Raw genomic sequence first — 20,667 nt, 5'->3', positions numbered from 1 at the left:
ATTATGGCTGAAATAACAAAAAAGCCTGCCGGCGAAGTGAAATTTATTCCTTTATTAATTTGTCTGGCAATCGGACTTGTTTTATGGTTTATTACACCTCCGTCCGGACTTGATGTGAAGGCTTGGCACTTATTCGCTATTTTTGTGGCTACTATCGTAGGGCTTATCATTAAACCATTGCCATTAGGCAGTGTAGCTATTTTATCTTTAACCATTATTGTATTAACTAATACATTAACACTTGAACAATCGCTCAGCGGTTTTCAAAATACGACGATTTGGTTAATCGTTATTGCATTCTTTATTTCTAGAGGTTTTATTAAGACTGGTCTAGGAACAAGGGTTGCCTATATCTTCGTTCGTTTGTTCGGTAAAAAGACGTTGGGATTATCGTATTCTCTTATCGTAAGTGACTTGCTTTTATCACCTGCAATGCCGTCTAATACAGCACGAGCTGGAGGAATTATTCTTCCAATCATTCGTTCTTTATCCGAAACATATGGATCGAGAACTGGAGACGGTACGGAGCGCAGAGTCGGTGCTTTCTTAACAAAAGTATCGTTTCAAGGAGATATGATCACATCCGCTATGTTTGTAACAGCAATGGCGGCCAATCCTCTTGCTGTTAAAATGACGGAACAAATTACAGGAAAGACTATTTCATGGGTTGGCTGGGCAGCGGCTGCAATTGTACCTGGAATTATTAGTTTAATTGTTATTCCGCTTGTTATTTATAAGCTGTATCCGCCAGAATTAAAAGAAACACCGGAAGCATCTGAAATTGCAGTAAAAAAATTAAATGAGATGGGTCCGCTAAAGAAAGAAGAATGGTACATGATTGGCGTATTTTTACTCCTTCTTGTGCTGTGGATTTTTGGCGCTAATTTAAATATTAATGCAACAACAACTGCTTTTATTGGTCTATGTACGCTGCTTTTAACGCAAGTACTAAGCTGGTCGGACATCAAAAAAGAACAGGGAGCATGGGATACATTAGTTTGGTTTGCTGTGTTGGTTATGATGGCAACCTTCTTAAATGATCTAGGCATGATTCCTTGGTTCAGTGATCTGATGAAAGGCACTGTTAGTCATATGTCTTGGATGACGGCGTTGATTGTACTAGCTGTTGCGTATTTTTATTCTCACTACTTTTTTGCGAGTAATACGGCTCACGTCAGCGCTATGTACGCAGCATTTTTATCTGTCATCGTGGCCGCTGGTGCGCCTCCGTTACTGTCAGCATTAATTTTAGCGTTCTTTAGCAATTTATTTGGCTGTTTAACTCACTACGGCAGTGGACCGGCACCGGTGTTCTTCGGTAGTGGATATGTAACGCAGCAAAAATGGTGGTCGCTCGGCTTTTTAATTTCAATTATTCATATTATCATTTGGATTGGAATTGGCGGCTTGTGGTGGAAACTGCTCGGTCTATGGTAAAAAAAACAGTGGCGCAGGCCACTGTTTTTTTTATGCTTCAGCCCAAACGGATACAGAGCCGCCATTTACAGGAAACTGTCCGTAGCCATCTTCTTCAATCACAACTTGATCTTCTCGGTTGTTTGTGAAGTCGATCCACGTTTGTCCACTTCGGTGTTCGCCGACGAACATTCTCTTTTCGCCATCTTCGCCGTTTGACATCACCACAGCGCATCCAGACTTCTCAAATTCCTCTACACCATGCCTTACCCATCCAATGGTATTCGGGTGATCAAAATAATCGTCTTGCTGACCGTATGCTTTGTCATAGCGTACATGCAAGAGAGCGGAAATATCTTTTTCTTTTCCCTCAATAGGGTGCTCTCCGCCTATCCCAAAATAGTCTCCGTAAAACACACAAGGATAGCCGTCTTCACGAAGTAAAATTAGAGCGTAAGCACTTTGTTTGAACCAATCTTCTACCCAAGATTCTAAAGATTCATTTGGCTGAGAGTCATGGTTATCTACAAATGTGACAACATTCAAAGGGTGAGTCTTGACTAATGTATCATTAAAAATTGTGGTTAAATCAAAATCTCTTCCTTGCTGAGAGGCTTCATGCAGTTTATAGTGCAGCGATACGTCAAACAAATCAATTTGATAATCAATCACGTCTAGGAATTCCTGACAGGCTGTTAACTCTGGATTCCAAAACTCTCCCACAAAATAAAATGGCTTTTCTTGAGAAGAGGACAATTCGTGGGCAAACTCTTTAATAAAATCGTGGTTAATATGTTTAATGGCGTCTAATCGATAACCGTCGCACTGCAGGGTGTCTGCTAACCATTTTCCCCATTTGATCATTTCTTCTCGAACTTCAGGGTGATCGTAATCAATATTCGCAAACATTAAATAATCGTAGTTGCCAAACTCTTGATCGACATTTTCGTTCCAGCTTTTGTTTTCCCCGGCAATACGAAAAACGCCTTCTTTTCCATTTTTATCATCGTAATCAGTGCCGTTAAAATGATTAAAGTTCCATTTGAAAGAAGAATATTGATCGCCGCGCCCTTCAAATGTAAACTTTGTCCACCCTTCAATTTCAAAAGGTTCAGAAATTTCTTCTGTTCGGTTCATGGGATCCACTTCAATGACGTGGAACGTTTCTTTTTCATCTGCTGCAGCTTTATGATTCATCACAATATCCACATAGACATTAATTCCGTGATTATGACAGGCATCAATCGCATCATGCAGCTCTTGCTTGGTTCCATACTTTGTACGAACGGTCCCTTTTTGATCAAATTCGCCAAGATCGTATAAGTCGTAAACGCCGTAGCCATTATCCTCTGATGAAACACCTTTTGTAACAGGGGGAATCCACACGGAATCAATTCCTTGTTCTTTTAGTTGAGGAGCGAGCTCTTTGAGGCGTTGCCAATGCTCGCCATCAGCTGGCACATGCCATTCGAAAAATTGCATAATTGTATGATTCCGTTCCAAGTTAAATCATCCTCCTTTTAAATAAAAAGATATAATCGCTCACGGATAGTTCTTTAGAATCAAATGAGGAATTGATTATATTTTTTCTTTTAACGTTCCTGTTATCCCTATTCTTTAAACCTTTTTCAACATATGAAGCTTAAGAAAATCTTAAAATTTTTTCTTCTTTTTTCTTAAAAAATGCAGTTTACAGTAAAACCCATAGACGAAATGACCCATGACATACTTTTGAAAGGAGAGTGAGAAATCAATGGACGAATATGCGATTCTAGTTGTAAACGAGGAGCGGTTTGAACGTTTTAAAAGTGGGGATACCTCGAGGTAAACCAAAGACTCTAGACTTGGTTTAGCTATTGCTAAGTCAATTATTGATTTGCACGGAGGAAAACTGAATATTGAAATTGACGGAGATTTATTTAAAGTAACGATTACTCTTTAATGTGAGTGAATATAAACAGCATATCTAGTAAAAAAAGAGAAGCAACCTCATTATGCTGGTTGCTTCTCTTTTTTTAGCGTTCGTAATTTTATTCCGCAACCGCAAAGTGTACTGTGCTTTAGTACTTTTATTTCTCTATCACACTGATTACATCTTATTTTTTGTCCAATCATTTCTTCATCCCTTCCTCTTTTTACAAGAATTTAAATAAGTATCCATAAAATATGGATACTTATTTAGTGATAAAATGTTAAACTAATTGATAATAAATGAAAATCTAAAATGAGAAAAATACCTTTATTTTCTCATTTGTAAAACTGATCTCTTTATTTTACTTGCTGCGGAACAGATAATCCTAAACCGTCTGCAACGCGTGTTCCATACTCTGGATCCGCTTTGTAGAAGTGCTGAATTTGACGCAGTTTAATCTCTTCTTTTTCTACAGGCTTCATAGCTTCAACGATGTTTGCAACTAGTCGTGTACGCTCGTCTTCGCTTAGAAGGCGGTATAAGTCACCTGCTTGCGTGTAATGGTCGTTATGATCATATGCAACACTATCGGCAACGCCTGAAACAGGGTATGCCGCTTGTTTGTTTTCATGAGATTCTGTCGGACCACCAAAGCTGTTTGGCTCGTAGTAAACAGAACGGCCGCCGTTATCGTCAAAGCGCATTTGACCATCACGCTGATAGTTATTTACTTCATTGCGCGGACGGTTAATCGGTAGCGCTTGGTGGTTAGCACCCACGCGGTAGCGATGTGCATCGCTGTATGCGAATAGTCGACCTTGCAGCATTTTATCAGGTGATACGTCAATTCCTGGTACAAGCGTTCCAGGTGAGAATGTAGCTTGCTCCACTTCGGCAAAATAATTTTCTGGATTGCGGTCCAAGACCATGCGACCTACTTCAATTAACGGGTAGTCTTTTTGTGACCAAACCTTTGTTACGTCAAACGGATCAAAGCGATACGTATCAGCGTCTTCTAATGGCATAATCTGAACGTACAGCTTCCATGAAGGGAAATCGCCTTTTTCAATGGCATTAAATAAATCTTCAGTATGATAATCTGGATTTTCACCAGCTAGCTTTGCAGCTACGTCTGGAGACAGATTTTTTACGCCTTGCTCTGTTTTAAAGTGATATTTTACCCAAACGCCATCTCCTTCGGCATTAACCCATTTAAATGTGTGGCTGCCAAATCCATGCATATGGCGTAAAGTTGCCGGGATACCGCGGTCAGACATTAAAATAGAAACTTGATGCAAAGATTCAGGAGATAAAGACCAGAAATCCCAAACGGCCGTCGGGTTTTTTAAATGTGTGCGTGGATCGCGTTTTTGTGTATGAATAAAGTCAGGAAATTTAATCGCATCTCGGATGAAAAATACAGGTGTATTATTTCCGACTAAGTCGTAGTTTCCTTCTTCTGTATAAAATTTAACAGCAAACCCGCGAGGGTCGCGAACGGTATCTGCTGAGCCATTTTCACCAGCTACTGTTGAAAAGCGAACAAATAGAGGCGTTCGTTTTCCTACTTCAGAAAGGAAAGCTGCTTTTGTATAGGCTGAAACATCATTTGTCACTTCAAAATAGCCGTGGGCACCGGCGCCTTTTGCGTGTACGACGCGTTCGGGAACACGCTCTCGGTTAAAATGGGCTAATTTCTCTAAAAGGTGAACATCTTGAATTAAAGTAGGTCCGCGTGAACCAGCGGTCATTGAATTTTGATTATCTCCAACCGGAGCTCCCCAACTAGTCGTTAGGTTATTCTTGTTTGTTGTCATCTTAGAACCACCTCTTATTTGAATTTTATTATGTTAGAAATAATAATAACATTTTTAAATAAAAAATCAATACTAAATTATAATTATTATAATTTGAAATGTTGATTTTGAGATGTAGCCAATGGGGTATATAGCATATGAAGTGTACGAACTATTTTAAAAATTTTCTGTATAGTATATTTAGTTTAATAATAAAAATGCCTGGTGTGCAATTATTTTGACCGGCTATTACCATATCAAAAACACGCTTGCTTATATAAGCAAGCGTGTTCGTTTTATATATTTTGTGTTAAGTTTGCTTTCGCTGCCAGCTCAGCCTGAGGCGTGCGCCAAAGCTGTGTCCATTTTTGAATCGCGGCTATCATAATAATGAGGCCGAGTATAAGCATGATGATTGAAAGAGTCGCATTTAATATGCTGTAACCTGCCGCAGCTTCATTTAAATACACATTCTTAACCATCCAATAACCCGCGTAGTTAACCGTCACGTAAAGGTAGGCTAATGGAATAAGGCAAGTAAGCATATAGGAACGTTTATCTGCAATTCTAAGAATGACGGTTGCTCCAATAATTAAACCAATAGAGGCCATTAACTGATTCGATACGCCGAACAGCGCCCAAACGGAGCCAATATCTCCTGAGAACAATAAGTACCCCCACATAAAACAGGCTAGGGCGCTTGCAAAAATGGACCCGGGAAGCCAGTCTACTCGCTTCAAAGGCTTATAAAATTCACCGAAAAAGTCTTGAATTAAATAGCGGGAAACGCGTGTGCCAGCGTCGATAGCAGTTAAAATAAACACTGCTTCAAACATAATGACGAACTGGAAAAAATAAGAAGACAGGTGGCTGAACCAAGGAATTTCCGTGAAGATATACGTCATGCCTACAGCCAGTGTAACAGCGCCGCCTGTACGGCCTTCCAAGTTTAGACCAATCTCTTGGCTAAGCTGAGGAAGAGCTGTCACGTTCATACCGAGCGTTTTAAACACTTCAGGTGTAGAGTTGATTGCAAAGTAGTCTCCAGGATGTAAAGCTGTTGCGGCAATTAATGCCATAATTCCTACCAAGCATTCGACTAACATCGCCCCGAAGCCTACAACTTTAATGTCACTCCAGCGGTCAAGCATCTTAGGGGTTGTCCCTGAACCAACAAATGCATGGAAGCCGGAAATAGCACCGCAGGCGATCGTAATGGAAATGAACGGCCACACAGGTCCTGCTAAAATAGGGCCGCCTCCGTGAATAAATTCAGTAACTGCAGGAAATGGAATTGCTGGATTTACGAAAAACACGCCTACAATCAGCGCGATAAAGACACCAATTTTCATAAAGCTGCTTAAATAATCTCGAGGTGCTAAAAGCAGCCAAACGGGCAAGGCCGCTGCGAAAAATGCATAAACGGGAAGAATAATTGAAAGTGTTTTAATATCTAGCGTTAAAAAATCTCCTAAAGCTGTTCCTTGAATATAAGGACCGCTAAATACGGCGATTAAAATTAAAATGAAGCCGACGGTAGAAGCCGCTTTTAAATTACCGGTTTTTTTGTGGTAAATACCTACCCCCATTGCAATCGGAATCGTAATTCCAACAGCGAATGTACCCCAAGGATTTTTCTCAAGTGCGTGTAACACGACCATAGATAAACCGGCCATTGTGATGGTAATGATAAAAAGCATAGCTAAACCTGTACAAAAACCAGCGACGGGTCCTAGCTCTTTTTTAGCCACTTCTGAAAGCGACTGGCCTTTTTGGCGCATAGATGCAAATAACACAACTGCATCGTGAACGGCTCCTCCGATTACAGCTCCGATTAAAAGCCAGAGCAGTCCGGGCAAATAGCCAAACTGAGCTGCTAAGATAGGTCCAACAAGCGGACCAGCAGCTGCAATAGCTGCAAAGTGATGACCAAATGTTACCCATCGGTTGGTTGGCACATAATCTTTTCCATCTTCAAGCTCATGTGCTGGCGTTTTTTGCGCATCGTTTAGTTTCAAGACCTTAACAGCCATGAATGTTCCATAAAGCCGATACGCAATCATTAAAATACAGATAGATCCAATAACAATGGTAACCGCATTCATTACAAATCCCCCTATCCCTTAGTTGTCTGATGTTTGTACTACTACACAACGTTATGTAATTGTGTGTTCCCCTTACAACTTTCATTATAAAAGAAGAAAGCGCTTTTATCACCAGTTTTTCCCTTAATTATTTAAAAAATTAGAAAGTTCAAATTCCCTTTGAAAAACTATAAGACTTTTCGCATAATCTCTGCTATAATTTTTAAAAAAATTAGTACGCATTTAGGTGTTTTTAGTTAGGGAGATGAAAAGAGTGAACCATCGTCAAGAGTTACAAAATAGCAAGCGTATTGTAGTCAAAGTAGGGACATCTACGTTGACCTATGATAATGGAGATATTAACTTAGCACGCATTGAAAAACTAGCGCGTGTTTTATCTGATTTAATGAATGCAGGAAAAGAAGTTGTGCTTGTTACATCAGGTGCTGTTCAAGTAGGAGTAAAAAAACTAAAGTTAAAAGAAAAGCCAACTTCTATTCGAGACAAACAAGCAGCGGCCTCTGTCGGGCAATGTGAGCTTATGCATATCTATAGTAAATTCTTTGGTGAGTACAGCCACATCGTTGGTCAAGTACTGTTAACGAAAGATGTAATCGAAGATGAACATGTGCGCAATAACGTTGTGAACACGTTTGAAAAATTAATTGAAGACAAAGTAATTCCTATTGTGAATGAAAACGATACAGTTGCAATCGATGAGATTGAAAACATCGTACGTTTTGGAGATAACGATAATTTATCCGCCATTGTTTCAGTTTTGATTCACGCAGATTTACTTGTTATTTTATCTGATATTGACGGTTTCTTTGATTCAGATCCCACAAAAAACCTTAACTCTAAATTAATGAAAGTAATAGATGGGATCACACCGGAGCTTGAGAATTTTGCTGGAGATAGTGGAACTGACGTTGGAACAGGCGGAATGGTCACAAAGCTTACCGCTGCTAAAACAGCTACAAGTGCAGGCGTGAGCTTAATCCTAGCAAATGGTAAAGAACCAAGTATTTTGCGAGATATTATTGAAGGCCAAGAAATTGGAACGTTATTCTTAAAACAAGCTGAAGGAGTAATGAAATGAGTGAATTGCAGCTTAAAGGAAAGCAGGGAAAAGAAGCCTCTTATTTCTTAGGAAATGTAACGAGCGAACAAAAACAGCAGGCACTTTATAAAATGGCGGCTGCTTTATTGAGTCAGCAAGAAGCGATTTTAAAAGCAAATAAATTAGACGTAGAAAAAGCCGTTCAAAAAGGCACGTCAAAAGCTATGTTGGATCGCCTATCTTTAAATGAAGAGCGGATTCACGGAATGGCAGACGGCCTGCGCCAAGTAGCTGCGCTTTCCGATCCAGTAGGAGAAGTGCTGTCTATGGCGAAGCGACCAAATGGCTTACAAATTGGGCAGCAGCGTGTACCTATTGGTGTCATAGGAATTATTTATGAAGCGCGTCCAAACGTTACGTGTGATGCAGCAGGCTTATGCTTAAAAGCAGGAAATGCAGTTATTTTGCGCGGAGGCAGCGAGGCGTTTTATTCGAATCAAGCGATTGTTTCTGTATTATCTCAAGCTGCGGCAAGTGCAGGATTGCCTGAGCATAGCGTACAGCTTATTGAAGATACGTCGAGAGAAACAGCACTGGAGTTAATGAAATTAAATGAATATATCGATGTATTAATTCCTCGAGGCGGTGCTGGTTTAATTGAAGCGGTGGTAAAAAATGCAACGGTTCCCGTTATTGAGACAGGAACTGGGAACTGCCACATTTATGTTGATGAAGCATATGACGGTGACATGGCGGCCAATATCGTCATTAATGCAAAAACATCTCGTCCAGCGGTGTGTAACTCAGCCGAAAAGCTGATTATTCATGAACGAGCGGCTCATGAATTTTTGCCGATTATTGTTCAAGCGCTACGAGAGAAAGATGTAGAAGTACGCGGTGATGAACGTGCGCTAACAATCGTTCCAGATCTTGTTCCAGCAGGGGATGAGGATTGGAAGAAAGAATACTTGGATTTCATCATGGCGGTTAAAATCGTAGATGATATCGATGAAGCGATTTCCCATATTAATGTTCATAGTTCACATCACTCTGAAGCGATTGTAACAACAAATTATGCTCATGCTCAGCGTTTTTTACAGCGCGTTAATTCAGCCGCTGTTTATGTGAATGCTTCAACGAGGTTTACGGACGGAGAAGAGTTTGGTTTCGGGGCAGAAATCGGAATCAGTACACAAAAGCTTCATGCGCGTGGACCGATGGGATTAAAGGAATTAACAACGCTAAAATATATTATTTACGGAGATGGACAAATTCGATAAAAAAGAAGCCTGAGGCATATGCCCAGGCTTCTCTTATTTCCATATATGTTCAATTTCTTCAAGTGACTTTCCTTTTGTTTCCGGAACCCACTTCCATATAAACAAAAATGAAGCAATACACATAATCATAAAGAATAAAAATGTGAAAGATCCTCCAGCTTTGTTCCAAAGGATAGGGAAAAACTGAGATACAAACCAATTAGCTATCCACAAGAAAAACGTAGAAATAGACATTGCATAGCCTCTCGCGTGATTAGGAAAAATTTCCGAAATCACAACCCATACAACCGGTCCCATAGAAATATTAAAAAGAAATAAATAAAAAACAATAAGTAAACTAGTAGTCAACCCTTCAGTACCCTGAGAATGAAATCCAAAGGAAACGAGAAGCTGCGTAACGGCCATACCAGCTGTGCCAATAAGCAATAAAGCTTTGCGGCCAATCCGGTCGATAAGCCACATGGAACAAAGAACGCCTAAAAAGGCAGCTACACCAATCATAGACGTAACAAGGAGCGATAAATCTCCTCTAGCTCCAGCTGCTTCAAAAACTTGTGGGGCGTAATAAATAATGGCATTAATTCCGACAAGCTGTTGAAAGGCTGCAAGTAGAATACCAATAAGCAGCGCTTTTCGAAGACCAGCCTCTTTAAAAAGCGAAAGAGAAGCCGGTTGATTTTCTTTTAACGATTGCTCAATATGATACAGCTCTTGGTGTGCAATCTGTGTACCATTGATTTTAATTAAAATGTCCATAGCTTCTAAAGTGCGGTTTGCTTTTACCAGCCACCTCGGACTTTCAGGAACAGTAGAAAGGATAAGAAGAAATAAAAGAGCTGGAATGCCAGAAGCGCCGATAATGTAGCGCCATCCCGTGGAATTCTGCCAAGCGTCTTCCCCAATAGATAAAATGTAGTCATTTACAAAATAGACAGAAACAATCCCAACAGCAACAGCAAATTGATAAAGAGAGCCTAAGCGGCCGCGCATGTGCCGAGGGGCTATTTCAGAAATATAGGTAATCGAAAGAACAGAAGCCATACCAATGCCTAGTCCTCCAATAATTCGAGAAATAATCACAAAAGAGATGGAGGAAGATAGCGCTTGCATAATTGCGGACACGATAAATAAAGAAGCTGCTAAAAGTAAGATGCTTTTTCTACCGAATCGATCACTCAGTTTCCCTGAAGCAAGTACCCCAACGGCACCACCGAGCAGCAGACTAGATACAACAAAACCTACCATCGTTGGACTAAGATTAAAATGTACTTCCATCAACCCAATAGCTCCTGAAATGACGGCTGTGTCATAGCCGTAAAGTAACCCTCCAAAAGCAGCTGCACATGAAATGAAAATCACGAAAAATAGATTTCCTTTTTGCTCCTTATACTCGTCAGAAGTTACTTTTACTATCCCCATATAAATTCCTCCTTTGAATCACGGTCATTATTTTAATAAAAAAACGTTATACGTAAAACGTTTTCATAAAAGATGTTTTTATGTTAAACTAAAAATTGTAAATAATCAAACTATTTTTTAACTTTTATATGAATTATGTACGTTTTGTTATCAATCAATAGGGAAGAAAAAATAGGGGGGAAGAGAAATATGGCATTTATGCAATGTGATTTTTTTTCAGAAGTATTGCAAATAAGTACTTCAATGAACGTTTTGATACCGCAGCAAACAAAATGTCAAATTGGTTTAAAAACCAATACAAGAAGTGAGAAACACCCTACGCTCTATTTATTACACGGTCTTTCTGATGATCATACGATATGGATGAGAAGGACTTCGGTTGAACGCTACGCATCAGAATTAGGACTTGCAGTTGTAATGCCAAATGTAGATCGTAGCTTTTATAGAGATATGGCTTATGGAAAAAAGTATTGGACGTTTGTAACAGAAGAACTTCCTCAATTGGCTAGATCATTCTTTCCATTATCGGAAAAAAGAGAAGATAATTTTGTAGCTGGCCTTTCTATGGGAGGGTACGGCGCTTTAAAATGGGCGTTTCGCAAACCACATCAATTTTCTGCAGCTGCCAGTTTATCAGGAGTGATGGACGTTGAAGGGCTTGGAGGGCGAGGAGAAGTTCAGTTCTTAGATTATCCTTTGATTTTTGGCATGCCGCCTGTTATTAGACCTGAAGATGATCTTTTCTGGCTGCTTGAAAATCGCCGGCGCTATGGAGAAGTGACTCCGCGTATTTATCAATGCTGTGGAACGGAAGATTTTTTATATCAGGAAAATAAACGTTTTTCCGAGCGATGTAAGCAAGAGCCTATTTGTTTTACATATGAAGAAGGAAAAGGAAGTCACGACTGGGCATATTGGGATCAAAAAATTCAAGATGTGTTAAAGTGGCTGTTTAGTGAAAAGTAGGGAAGGTAGTTTTCGGTGGTTCCGGCTTCTAGTAGTATAATAAAGAAAAATGTTTACTTGGTCGATAGACTAAAAGAAAATAGGAGTCGGTACGAATGGGGAGAAAAAAAGTCACGATTACAGAAGTAGCAAAAGAAGCGGGAGTTTCATTAGCTACGGTATCAAGAATCTTCAATAATAAAGACGGTAAAATTAAAATCAGTGAAAAAACTAAACAAAAAGTACTAAAAGCAGCAGCTCATTTAGGGTATCAGACGAATCCATTTGCGGCAGCTCTGCGGGCCCAAAAAACAGGGATTATCGGGATATTAATTAGAGATTTAAAAGATCCGTTTCTAATTGAACTATTAAAAAAGGTACAGCAACAAGTCCAAAGTCGAGGGATGGATGTTCTTATTGGACACACGGATTACGAAGAAACAACGGCTGAGCGTCAATTAAATGTTATGATGAACCATTGGTTTGATGGGGTCATTTTATTAGACTATGTAGCTGCTCAGCATCCGTTTGTAGACGTATTAAAACAATATCAAACGCCTTACGTTTCTCTTACAGGAGACGCCTCTTCTGCACTTTGGCCGATTGTACATGTAGATGATGCGGTGGGAATGCAATTAGCTGTTGCTCACTTAACGGACCTTGGTCATAAGAATATAGGGTTCGTTGGAAAAGCTGTAAGCGGAGTCGAACACCGTCTGTCTCTTTTTTATCAGTATGTACCGTCAGCAAACGCAAAGTTTGTGAAAGAAGATATGAATAACTCAGATGAACTATATCAGTTTATAAATAAGCTAGCTCATCATCCAGAGCCTCCAACTGCGCTTATTTGTGCTACGGATTACATTGCTCTGAAAGTGATACACTGTGCGTGGCAAAATGGGCTTCACGTTCCAGCAGATTTGTCTGTTATAGGGTTTGATGATATTACAGAAGCTAGTGAAGCGCATCCTCCACTAACAACTATCCGTCAACCGATGGAAAAAATGGCTGAAAAAGCAGTAAACCTCTTACTTCAGCAAATTCAGGATCAGCAAGAAATAGATCAGATGCAGTATAAAATGGCACCTGTATTAGTAGAGCGCGAGACCACAAAACGTATGAATTGATAAGGAATGTATATACTATTCCTGAAAGTGTGAGACAAAAAGTCCACACTTTTTTGCATTAACCATTGCGTCCACTTCCCTCTTTCTTATACACTGTATGCTGTAGGGGAAAAAACCAAGCTTTAATATGTTTGGAGCGATTTGATGACACAACAAAAATTAGATAAATATGAAATTATGGACGTTAGCTTACTAGCAGGTAAAATTATGTTAGAAAGCGGAGCAGAAACGTATCGAGTAGAAGACACAATGATGCGGATTGCAGCGTCTTACGGTATAAAAAAATCCCACAGCTATGTGACGCCAACAGGGATTATGTTTTCACTTGAAACGAAAGAACCGACGAAAACGAAGTTAATTCGTATTTCGGAACGAACGACAGATTTAAAAAAAGTAACCATGGTAAATAGCGTCTCAAGAACAATCAGTCAAGGACACATCTCCTTGGAGGAAGCGTATGAAATGCTACAAGAAATTGAAGCAACGAACGTAGCTTTTCCACTATGGGTTCAACTTGCAGCTGCATCCATTTCTAGCGGATGCTTTTTAATCATGTTTCAAGGTTTATGGTCGGACTTTATTCCAGCTATGTTTTCAGGAGGTCTCGGATTTTTAACCGTGGTGTATTTCCACCGTCTTATTCCGATTCGCTTTTTTGCTGAGTTTACCGCTTCGTTAGTTATTGGACTTTTATCAGCTCTTTTAGTTGCTTCAGGACTAGGCACGCAAATTGATAAAATTATTATTGGATCCGTTATGCCTCTCGTTCCTGGCTTATCCATTACCAATGCAGTGCGAGATTTAATGGCAGGACATTTACTGTCTGGATTATCAAAAGGAGCAGAAGCGTTTCTGACGGCATTCGCTATCGGTGCAGGTATTGCCATTGTATTTACGCTTCTATAGAAGGGAGGCATCATATGCATATCGTAGAGCAGATAATTACAAGTTTTATTGCTTCAGCAGCATTTGGGATCATTTTTAATGTTCCACGTGAATCATTATTAAAAAGTGGCTTTGTCGGAATGATTGGCTGGCTCATTTACTATTTGCTAACGTTCTATGGCGTAGATGAAATTCCAAGCACAGTTGCATCGGCCTTCTTTATTGCTATTATTAGTCAAATTTACGCAAAAATTTACCGAACGCCGATCATTATTTTCACCGTAGCAGGTATTATTCCGCTAGTTCCAGGAGGAACAGCATACGATGCCATGCGTAACTTTGTAGAAAATAACTATAATGAAGCGATTAGTCTTGCAGCGAAAGCTTTTATGATTTCAGGTTCAATTGCCATTGGTATTGTGTTTTCTGAAGTCATCAACCAAATCATTCGTCAATCTAAATTAAATGCCAAAGCAAAATATCGACCGTAGAGAAGCAAGCTCAAATCAGAGCGTGCTTTTTTTATGAAAAAAATAAAGAGATCCTTCACTTTTTTGTCACAAGAAAGTCACGTTTTAGTCTAAAAACGTTCAAAAAATGTACGTGCACAGCTAAAAAAATAGACTATACTATGTAGATAGAAAGAGAGATATTACATATGTATGTGAAACATTGAGCATATATCTCGAATTATTATGCTCAATGTTTCACAATGTAAGTAAAAGATGCTCAGAAATAAGCAAAGTATCTATGGAAATGATGAATGTTCTTATATATGAGAGGAGAAAGAAGATGGATACAGTTATACTATCACGTATTCAATTTGCATCAACGACGCTGTTTCATTTTATCTTTGTACCGCTATCTATCGGTCTTGTCTTTTTAGTAGCGATCATGGAAACGATGTACGTAGTAAAAAAAGATGAACAGTATAAAAAAATGGCAAAGTTTTGGGGGCACTTATTCCTGATTAACTTTGCTGTCGGAGTCGTAACAGGTATTTTACAAGAATTTCAGTTTGGCATGAACTGGTCAGAGTACTCACGGTTTGTAGGAGATGTATTCGGTGCGCCGCTTGCTATTGAAGCACTGCTCGCGTTTTTTATGGAGTCCACTTTCCTCGGACTGTGGATTTTCGGGTGGGATCGTTTGCCTAAATGGCTGCACTGTCTATGTATTTGGCTTGTTAGTCTAGGTACTATTTTTTCAGCGTTCTTTATTTTAACGGCTAATTCTTTTATGCAGCATCCGGTTGGAATGGAGCTGAATAATGGACGTTTAGAAATGAATGACTTCTTTAAATTGTTAACAAACGGTCAGCTGTGGGTTGAATTCCCTCATACCATTTTAGGTTCGTTTGCAACAGGCGCCTTTTTTATCACGGGTGTCAGTGCCATTATGCTCTTGAAGAAAAAACATGTGGCTTTTGCCAAAAAATCATTTCAAGTTGCCATTATTGTAGGGTTAGTTTCAGGTGTAGGAATTGCGTTATCTGGTCATGAACAGGCTGGATACTTAGTTAAAACACAGCCGATGAAAATGGCCGCAAGTGAAGGATTATGGGAAAACAGCGGGAGTCCAGGCGCTTGGACGGTAACAGCAAATATTCACCCCGATGAAAAGAAAAATACGAGTGAAATCAAAATACCTTATTTATTAAGCTTCTTATCATACGGGAAATTTTCAGGTTCCGTTCCTGGGATGAACCAGCTGCAGGAGCAGTACACGGCGAAATATGGAGCAGGAAATTATATTCCACCCGTTCGGACAACATTTTGGAGTTTCCGCATTATGGCTGGTCTAGGTGGGGTATTATGTGCATTAGGTATTTGGGGCACGTACTTGCTTTCTCGTAAAAAACTTCAAGAAAGCAAACTATTTTTACGTATTATGACGATTGCCATTGCCTTTCCGTTCCTTGGAAGCTCAGCAGGTTGGATTATGACAGAGATTGGCCGTCAGCCTTGGGTTGTATTTGGCTATATGAAAACGGAAGATGCCGTGTCTCCTGGTGTAACAGCAGGTGAATTGCTGTTTTCTATTATCTCGTTTTCGTTCTTTTATTTAATTTTAGCTGTGATTATGGTGTTCTTGTTCGTTAAAGAAATTAAAAAAGGTCCAGATCACGATCACGAAGCACATACAAAAGTAGTATCAACTGATCCGTTTACAAAGGAGGGATACAATGTTTTCTCTTAATGAATTCTGGTATTTACTAGTATCCATTCTGTTTGTTGGTTTTATCTTTTTAGAAGGCTTTGATTTTGGGATTGGCATGGTGTCTCGTTTTTTAGGAAGAAACGACTTAGAGCGACGAGCTTTTATTAATACAATTGGTCCTTTTTGGGATGCAAATGAAGTTTGGCTAATTTCAGCAATCGGTGCTATGTTTGCCGCTTTTCCAAACTGGTATGCAACGCTATTAAGCGGGTCATATGTTCTTTTTGTTCTTCTTTTGCTTTCGCTTATTGGCCGCGGTGTAGCATTTGAATTTCGAGGGAAAGTTGAAAAACAAGCGTGGAAAAATGCATGGGATTGGGTTATCTTCTTTGGAAGTCTTTTTCCACCGCTCATTTTTGGTATCTTATTTTCAGCGCTAATGAAAGGACTGCCTGTTGAGCGCAACATGCAAATGAATGCCGGCTTTTCCGATATTGTTAATCTATATACCATCACAGGCGGCGTTACGTTAACAATGCTTTGCTTATGGCACGGACTTATTTTTGCGACGATCCGTACGATGGACGATATTAGAGATCGTTCACGGAAAGTCGCTATGAAGCTTTTGCCTATAAATGCCTTATTACTTCTTATCTTTTCAGGCATGACGTTTTTTGAAACAGATTTATTCAGTAATCATAGCCGCTTGATGCTATATACATTTTTCATCGGTATTTTCGTGTATTTACTAGCAGGATTTTTCCTTACACGTAAAAAAGACGGATGGGCATTTGCTATGTCTGGCTTAATTTTGATTTTATCAATTTCCTCTATATTTGCAGGATTGTTTCCAAACGTTTTGGTTAGTTCAATCAATGAAAGCTATAGTTTAACGATTCATAATGCAGCATCAGGGAATTATTCCTTAAAGATTATGTCTTACGCTGCTATTGCGTTACTGCCTTTTGTGTTAGGTTATCAAATTTGGAGCTACTACGTTTTCAGAAAGCGTGTAGATCATAAGGAGCATATGGAGTATTAATGGGTAGAAATTTAATGGTTTACAACGGAATAAAAATGGTTCTTGCCATGTTAATAGGGCTTATTACTATTCAAAGTGTAGCCATTATTTTTCAAGCTAAGTGGCTCGCCGAAGTAATTACCGCTCTTTTTCATGGTGAAAGTTTAACTTCGCAGACAAAAGCAATCGGATTGTTTTTGTCTGCCTTTATGGTTCGTCAGATCATAGGTTTTATAGTGAAAAAAACGTCATATCAATTTGGAGTCAAAACGACTCAGGAACTGCGTTTGATAGTCATGAAAAGCATTTTTGCATTAGGACCGCGTTTTACCAAAGATGAAGGAACAGGAAACTTGGTGACGCTCATCACCACAGGCCTACAGAAGCTTCGCGCTTATCTCGAGCTGTTTTTGCCTAAACTGGCCGCCATTAGCGTTACACCTTGGCTAGTGCTTGCTTTCGTTTGGTATCATGATCGGCTTTCAGGCATTATTTTACTTGTGACCATGCCAATTTTAATTTTATTTATGATTTTGCTCGGACTGGCTGCACAAAAAAAAATAGATAGCCAATGGGAGACATATCACGTGTTGTCGAACCACTTTGTAGATTCGCTTCGAGGGTTAGAAACTTTAACATTTCTCGGGAAAAGTAAGGAGCATGCTGAAACGATTGAAAGAGTCAGTGACCGTTATCGAAAAGCGACAATGGGAACGCTCCGAATTGCTTTTTTATCTACGTTTGCTTTAGATTTCTTTACGATGTTATCTGTAGCCATCGTAGCTGTTATGCTTGGTTTGCGGCTGGTGAATGGTTCGATGACATTAGAGCCTGCACTTATGATTTTATTGCTGGCGCCTGAATACTTCCTGCCGATACGAGAAGTCGGAAATGATTACCATGCAACATTAGACGGAAAAGAATCCGGAGATGCATTACTTAAGATTGTGAAGCAGGCTGAAAAAACGCCGACTAAAAAAGAAGATGTTCCTAGTTGGACTGAAAGCAGTGAACTTCAATTAAGGCATATCACCGTCAAATATGACGAAGAGCATCCACCTTCCCTTGAAGATGTGTCACTGCATGTTAAAGGAATGAAGAAAATTGGAATCATCGGAAAAAGCGGCGCTGGAAAATCGACGCTTATTGATATACTAAGCGGCTTTGTGCAATCTACAGAAGGCTCTGCTGAAGTAAACGGCGTGCCAATTGATTTACGCTCAGATGCTTGGCAAAAGCAGATTACGTATATCCCTCAGCATCCATTTATTTTTAATGGAACAGTAAAAGAAAATATTGAATTTTATCAAGATAGAGGCGGCTCATATGATTATGAAGATGCTTTAACGAAAGCAGGGCTTTTATCTATGATTCAACAGATGTCTGAGAAGGAAAATGAAATGATCGGAGATGGAGGACGGCAGCTTAGCGGCGGCCAAGCTCAAAGAATTGCTCTAGCAAGGGCATTTCTAAGCGACCGCCCTATTATTATGCTTGATGAACCAACGGCACAAGTCGATATTGAAACGGAATATGAATTAAAGCAAGATATTTTAACGATGTTCCAAGAGAAGTTATTTATTTTAGCTACACACCGTCTGCATTGGATGAAAGACATGGATCTCATTGTTGTAATAGAGGACGGAAAAGTTGCAGAAATCGGTAATCATCAAGAACTGATTCGAAAAAAAGGAGCTTACTATCAATTTTTACATGAAGAGGAGGAGATATGATGAAATATAAAAGTTGGATATGGCCCTACTTTAAAACATATAAATATCGTATCTTTTCTATTTTATTACTAAGCATGTTAACGATTGGTTCTGCTTGCGCGTTAATGTTCACGTCAGGTTATTTGATTTCAGCTTCTTCCTTACGGCCAGAAACGATTTTATTGGTGTATGTTCCAATTGTACTTGTGCGTACATTTGGTTTAAGCCGAGCCGCTTTCCGTTATGCGGAGCGTCTTGTCAGTCACGATTTTATTCTTCGTATTTTAGCTAAAATGCGTACACGTCTTTATCATTTGATTGAACCGTTAATTGCTACATCTCGCTATCAAACAGGAGATGTTTTAGGAGTTCTCGCGGAAGATATTGAAAGTTTACAAGACTTATTCTTGCGTACCATTCTTCCAACAATTTCAGCTGTTATTTTATACGTTATTTCGATTGTAGCTTTAGGATTCTTTAGCCTAAAGTTTGCATGTTTGATTGCCATCTATTTAATTTTATTAGTAGTAGTGATGCCGCTTTTTTCCCTTTGGCATATGAAGGCAGCCAATCAGCGATATAAATCAAGCAAAGCACAGTTATATGCCAAGGTCACAGACGGCTTTTTAGGAGTGGCTGATTGGGTGTTAAGCGGTCAGCAGCAGTCATTTTTTCATTCGTATAACAAAACAGAAAATGAGTTAGACGGCATGGATCGTAAGCTTAAACTATGGACGTATTATCGAGAATTGTTTGGACAACTTGTTGTAGCAGGTTTAATTGTCACAATGATTTGGTTTGGGGCTTCTCTTTTTGCAGATAAAGAGCTTGCAGGTGTGTTTATTGCTGCTTTTATTTTAGTAGTATTTCCTTTATCTGAAGCGCTGCTGCCAGTATCTAATGCAGTAGAAAAGATTCCTCAGTTTGAAGAATCATTAAATAGAGTACAGGCAATGGAAAAGAACTGGGAAGATGTGAACGAAAAGAAAAAACATACTCTTTCTCTACCTTATAAAGGTTCATGGAATTCGGTTAGATTAAAAGTTGAGCATGTAAGCTTTCGCTATAGTAATGAGGAGGAGTCAGTAATTCATGATCTTTCATTTCAAGTCGAGCAAGGGAAAAAAATTGCGATTCTTGGCAAGAGTGGAGCTGGAAAATCGACTCTATTAAAGTTGCTGCAAGGCTCCTTAGTACCTACAGAAGGTACAGTTCAGCTAAACGGTCAGTCTGTTGCTGAAGTTCGTGAAGATGTACCAAAACTCATCTCTGTATTAAATCAAAATCCTTATTTATTTAATACAAGCGTAGCCAACAATTTATTACTAGCTAATGAAGAGGCCACAAAAGAAGAAGTAATTGAGGCCATGAAGCAAGTGAATATGCACTCCCTTGTGGAAGGTTTGCACCAAGGATATCAAACGCCGATGCTCGAAACAGGTCAGCGCTTCTCGGGAGGAGAACGTCAGCGGATTGCGTTAGCACGTGTTCTGCTTCAGCATACGCCAATTGTTATGCTAGATGAGCCAACTGCAGGGTTGGATGCTATCACTGAAAAGCGTCTGTTATCCACTATCTTTGAAACTCTTCAAGACAAAACCCTAATTTGGGTTACGCATAATTTAGTTGGGATGGAAAAAATGGATGAAATCTTATTTTTCCAAGATGGTAAGATAGCCATTCGAGGAACGCATGACGAATTACTTGCGACGAACAGTCACTATCAAAAGCTATATGAATTGGATCATCCGGCAAAAAGCCTTTAGCAGAAGCTAAAGGCTTTTTATTATTTGATAATAAAGTGAAATTCGACAAACACGAGTAAAATATGTGTCGAATGAAAGAAAGAA

The 20,667-nt window shown here is 39.4% G+C and carries 15 protein-coding genes and 1 pseudogene; 12 read left to right on the top strand and 4 right to left on the bottom strand.

The genetic code is table 11. From position 1 onward, the window contains the following. The first annotated feature begins 3 nt into the window (after positions 1 to 3). A complete protein-coding gene (locus JNUCC25_RS26330) occupies positions 4 to 1,437 on the top strand; it encodes an anion permease (RefSeq protein ID WP_029319476.1) in 1,434 nt (477 codons plus the stop codon). A 30-nt stretch (positions 1,438 to 1,467) separates the two neighbouring features. Here the strand turns inward: JNUCC25_RS26330 and JNUCC25_RS26325 are convergent, their stop codons facing one another. Continuing rightward, a complete protein-coding gene (locus JNUCC25_RS26325) occupies positions 1,468 to 2,919 on the bottom strand; it encodes an alpha-amylase (protein WP_029319475.1) in 1,452 nt (483 codons plus the stop codon). Between the two features lie 283 nt (positions 2,920 to 3,202). On the opposite strand from JNUCC25_RS26325, the pseudogene JNUCC25_RS26320 reads away from it, so the two are divergent. Beyond that, positions 3,203 to 3,358 (top strand): annotated as a pseudogene (locus JNUCC25_RS26320) (ATP-binding protein); the annotation flags it as partial. A gap of 326 nt (positions 3,359 to 3,684) precedes the next feature. Here JNUCC25_RS26320 and katA read toward each other — a convergent pair. Together katA and cstA are read right to left on the bottom strand one after the other, a co-directional pair. After that, positions 3,685 to 5,145: a catalase KatA gene (gene katA / locus JNUCC25_RS26315; RefSeq protein WP_029319474.1), complete on the bottom strand. Its 1,461-nt coding sequence runs from the start codon at positions 5,143 to 5,145 to the stop codon at positions 3,685 to 3,687. 275 nt (positions 5,146 to 5,420) lie between these two features. After that, positions 5,421 to 7,229 carry a carbon starvation protein CstA gene (gene cstA / locus JNUCC25_RS26310; RefSeq protein ID WP_029319473.1) on the bottom strand — a complete coding sequence of 603 codons (1,809 nt, stop codon included), beginning with the start codon at positions 7,227 to 7,229 and terminating at the stop codon, positions 5,421 to 5,423. 244 nt (positions 7,230 to 7,473) lie between these two features. On the opposite strand from cstA, the gene proB reads away from it, so the two are divergent. Both proB and JNUCC25_RS26300 read left to right on the top strand, forming a co-directional pair. Then, positions 7,474 to 8,307 (top strand): glutamate 5-kinase, encoded by an 834-nt coding sequence (gene proB, locus JNUCC25_RS26305; RefSeq protein ID WP_035438596.1) that lies wholly within the window; start codon positions 7,474 to 7,476, stop codon positions 8,305 to 8,307. Further along, positions 8,304 to 9,548 (top strand): glutamate-5-semialdehyde dehydrogenase, encoded by a 1,245-nt coding sequence (locus JNUCC25_RS26300; protein WP_029319471.1) that lies wholly within the window; start codon positions 8,304 to 8,306, stop codon positions 9,546 to 9,548. Before proB ends, JNUCC25_RS26300 begins: the two co-directional genes overlap by 4 nt. A gap of 33 nt (positions 9,549 to 9,581) precedes the next feature. Here the strand turns inward: JNUCC25_RS26300 and JNUCC25_RS26295 are convergent, their stop codons facing one another. Next, positions 9,582 to 10,967 (bottom strand): sugar porter family MFS transporter, encoded by a 1,386-nt coding sequence (locus tag JNUCC25_RS26295; RefSeq protein ID WP_029319469.1) that lies wholly within the window; start codon positions 10,965 to 10,967, stop codon positions 9,582 to 9,584. Positions 10,968 to 11,156: 189 nt separating this feature from the next. On the opposite strand from JNUCC25_RS26295, the gene JNUCC25_RS26290 reads away from it, so the two are divergent. The 8 genes from JNUCC25_RS26290 to cydC all read left to right on the top strand — a co-directional run bounded on the left by JNUCC25_RS26290 (position 11,157) and on the right by cydC (position 20,583). Beyond that, positions 11,157 to 11,933, top strand: coding sequence for an alpha/beta hydrolase (locus JNUCC25_RS26290; RefSeq protein ID WP_029319467.1), 777 nt, complete (start codon positions 11,157 to 11,159; stop codon positions 11,931 to 11,933). A 95-nt stretch (positions 11,934 to 12,028) separates the two neighbouring features. Beyond that, positions 12,029 to 13,039: a LacI family DNA-binding transcriptional regulator gene (locus JNUCC25_RS26285; protein WP_029319465.1), complete on the top strand. Its 1,011-nt coding sequence runs from the start codon at positions 12,029 to 12,031 to the stop codon at positions 13,037 to 13,039. 144 nt (positions 13,040 to 13,183) lie between these two features. Next, the gene (locus JNUCC25_RS26280; RefSeq protein ID WP_029319463.1) at positions 13,184 to 13,945 is read left to right on the top strand and encodes a threonine/serine exporter family protein; all 762 of its coding nucleotides are present in this window, start codon (positions 13,184 to 13,186) and stop codon (positions 13,943 to 13,945) included. 14 nt (positions 13,946 to 13,959) lie between these two features. Beyond that, a complete protein-coding gene (locus JNUCC25_RS26275; protein ID WP_013059882.1) occupies positions 13,960 to 14,415 on the top strand; it encodes a threonine/serine exporter family protein in 456 nt (151 codons plus the stop codon). Between the two features lie 301 nt (positions 14,416 to 14,716). Further along, positions 14,717 to 16,123, top strand: coding sequence for a cytochrome ubiquinol oxidase subunit I (locus JNUCC25_RS26270; protein WP_029319462.1), 1,407 nt, complete (start codon positions 14,717 to 14,719; stop codon positions 16,121 to 16,123). Continuing rightward, positions 16,110 to 17,126, top strand: coding sequence for a cytochrome d ubiquinol oxidase subunit II (gene cydB, locus JNUCC25_RS26265; protein ID WP_029319460.1), 1,017 nt, complete (start codon positions 16,110 to 16,112; stop codon positions 17,124 to 17,126). Before JNUCC25_RS26270 ends, cydB begins: the two co-directional genes overlap by 14 nt. Next, positions 17,126 to 18,838, top strand: a complete 1,713-nt coding sequence (gene cydD, locus JNUCC25_RS26260; protein ID WP_029319458.1) for a thiol reductant ABC exporter subunit CydD — start codon at positions 17,126 to 17,128, stop codon at positions 18,836 to 18,838. The genes cydB and cydD overlap by 1 nt, the downstream gene beginning before the upstream one ends. Continuing rightward, positions 18,838 to 20,583, top strand: coding sequence for a thiol reductant ABC exporter subunit CydC (gene cydC, locus JNUCC25_RS26255; protein WP_064472203.1), 1,746 nt, complete (start codon positions 18,838 to 18,840; stop codon positions 20,581 to 20,583). The genes cydD and cydC overlap by 1 nt, the downstream gene beginning before the upstream one ends. Positions 20,584 to 20,667: the final 84 nt, after the last annotated feature.

The sequence above is a fragment of the Priestia sp. JNUCC 25 genome (assembly GCF_053667915.1).
The sequence above is the reverse complement of the archived record's forward strand: the minus strand, read 5'-3'. Positions and strand labels throughout refer to the sequence as shown.

Coding starts and splice junctions, on each gene's coding strand:
- JNUCC25_RS26270 (WP_029319462.1), top strand. CDS start 14,717: ATGGATACAGTTATACTATCACGTATTCAATTTGCATCAACGACGCTG.
- JNUCC25_RS26275 (WP_013059882.1), top strand. CDS start 13,960: ATGCATATCGTAGAGCAGATAATTACAAGTTTTATTGCTTCAGCAGCA.
- JNUCC25_RS26290 (WP_029319467.1), top strand. CDS start 11,157: ATGGCATTTATGCAATGTGATTTTTTTTCAGAAGTATTGCAAATAAGT.
- proB (WP_035438596.1), top strand. CDS start 7,474: ATGAAAAGAGTGAACCATCGTCAAGAGTTACAAAATAGCAAGCGTATT.
- JNUCC25_RS26280 (WP_029319463.1), top strand. CDS start 13,184: ATGACACAACAAAAATTAGATAAATATGAAATTATGGACGTTAGCTTA.
- JNUCC25_RS26330 (WP_029319476.1), top strand. CDS start 4: ATGGCTGAAATAACAAAAAAGCCTGCCGGCGAAGTGAAATTTATTCCT.
- cydB (WP_029319460.1), top strand. CDS start 16,110: ATGTTTTCTCTTAATGAATTCTGGTATTTACTAGTATCCATTCTGTTT.
- cydC (WP_064472203.1), top strand. CDS start 18,838: ATGAAATATAAAAGTTGGATATGGCCCTACTTTAAAACATATAAATAT.
- JNUCC25_RS26285 (WP_029319465.1), top strand. CDS start 12,029: ATGGGGAGAAAAAAAGTCACGATTACAGAAGTAGCAAAAGAAGCGGGA.
- cstA (WP_029319473.1), bottom strand. CDS start 7,229: ATGAATGCGGTTACCATTGTTATTGGATCTATCTGTATTTTAATGATT.
- JNUCC25_RS26295 (WP_029319469.1), bottom strand. CDS start 10,967: ATGGGGATAGTAAAAGTAACTTCTGACGAGTATAAGGAGCAAAAAGGA.
- JNUCC25_RS26300 (WP_029319471.1), top strand. CDS start 8,304: ATGAGTGAATTGCAGCTTAAAGGAAAGCAGGGAAAAGAAGCCTCTTAT.
- katA (WP_029319474.1), bottom strand. CDS start 5,145: ATGACAACAAACAAGAATAACCTAACGACTAGTTGGGGAGCTCCGGTT.
- cydD (WP_029319458.1), top strand. CDS start 17,126: ATGGGTAGAAATTTAATGGTTTACAACGGAATAAAAATGGTTCTTGCC.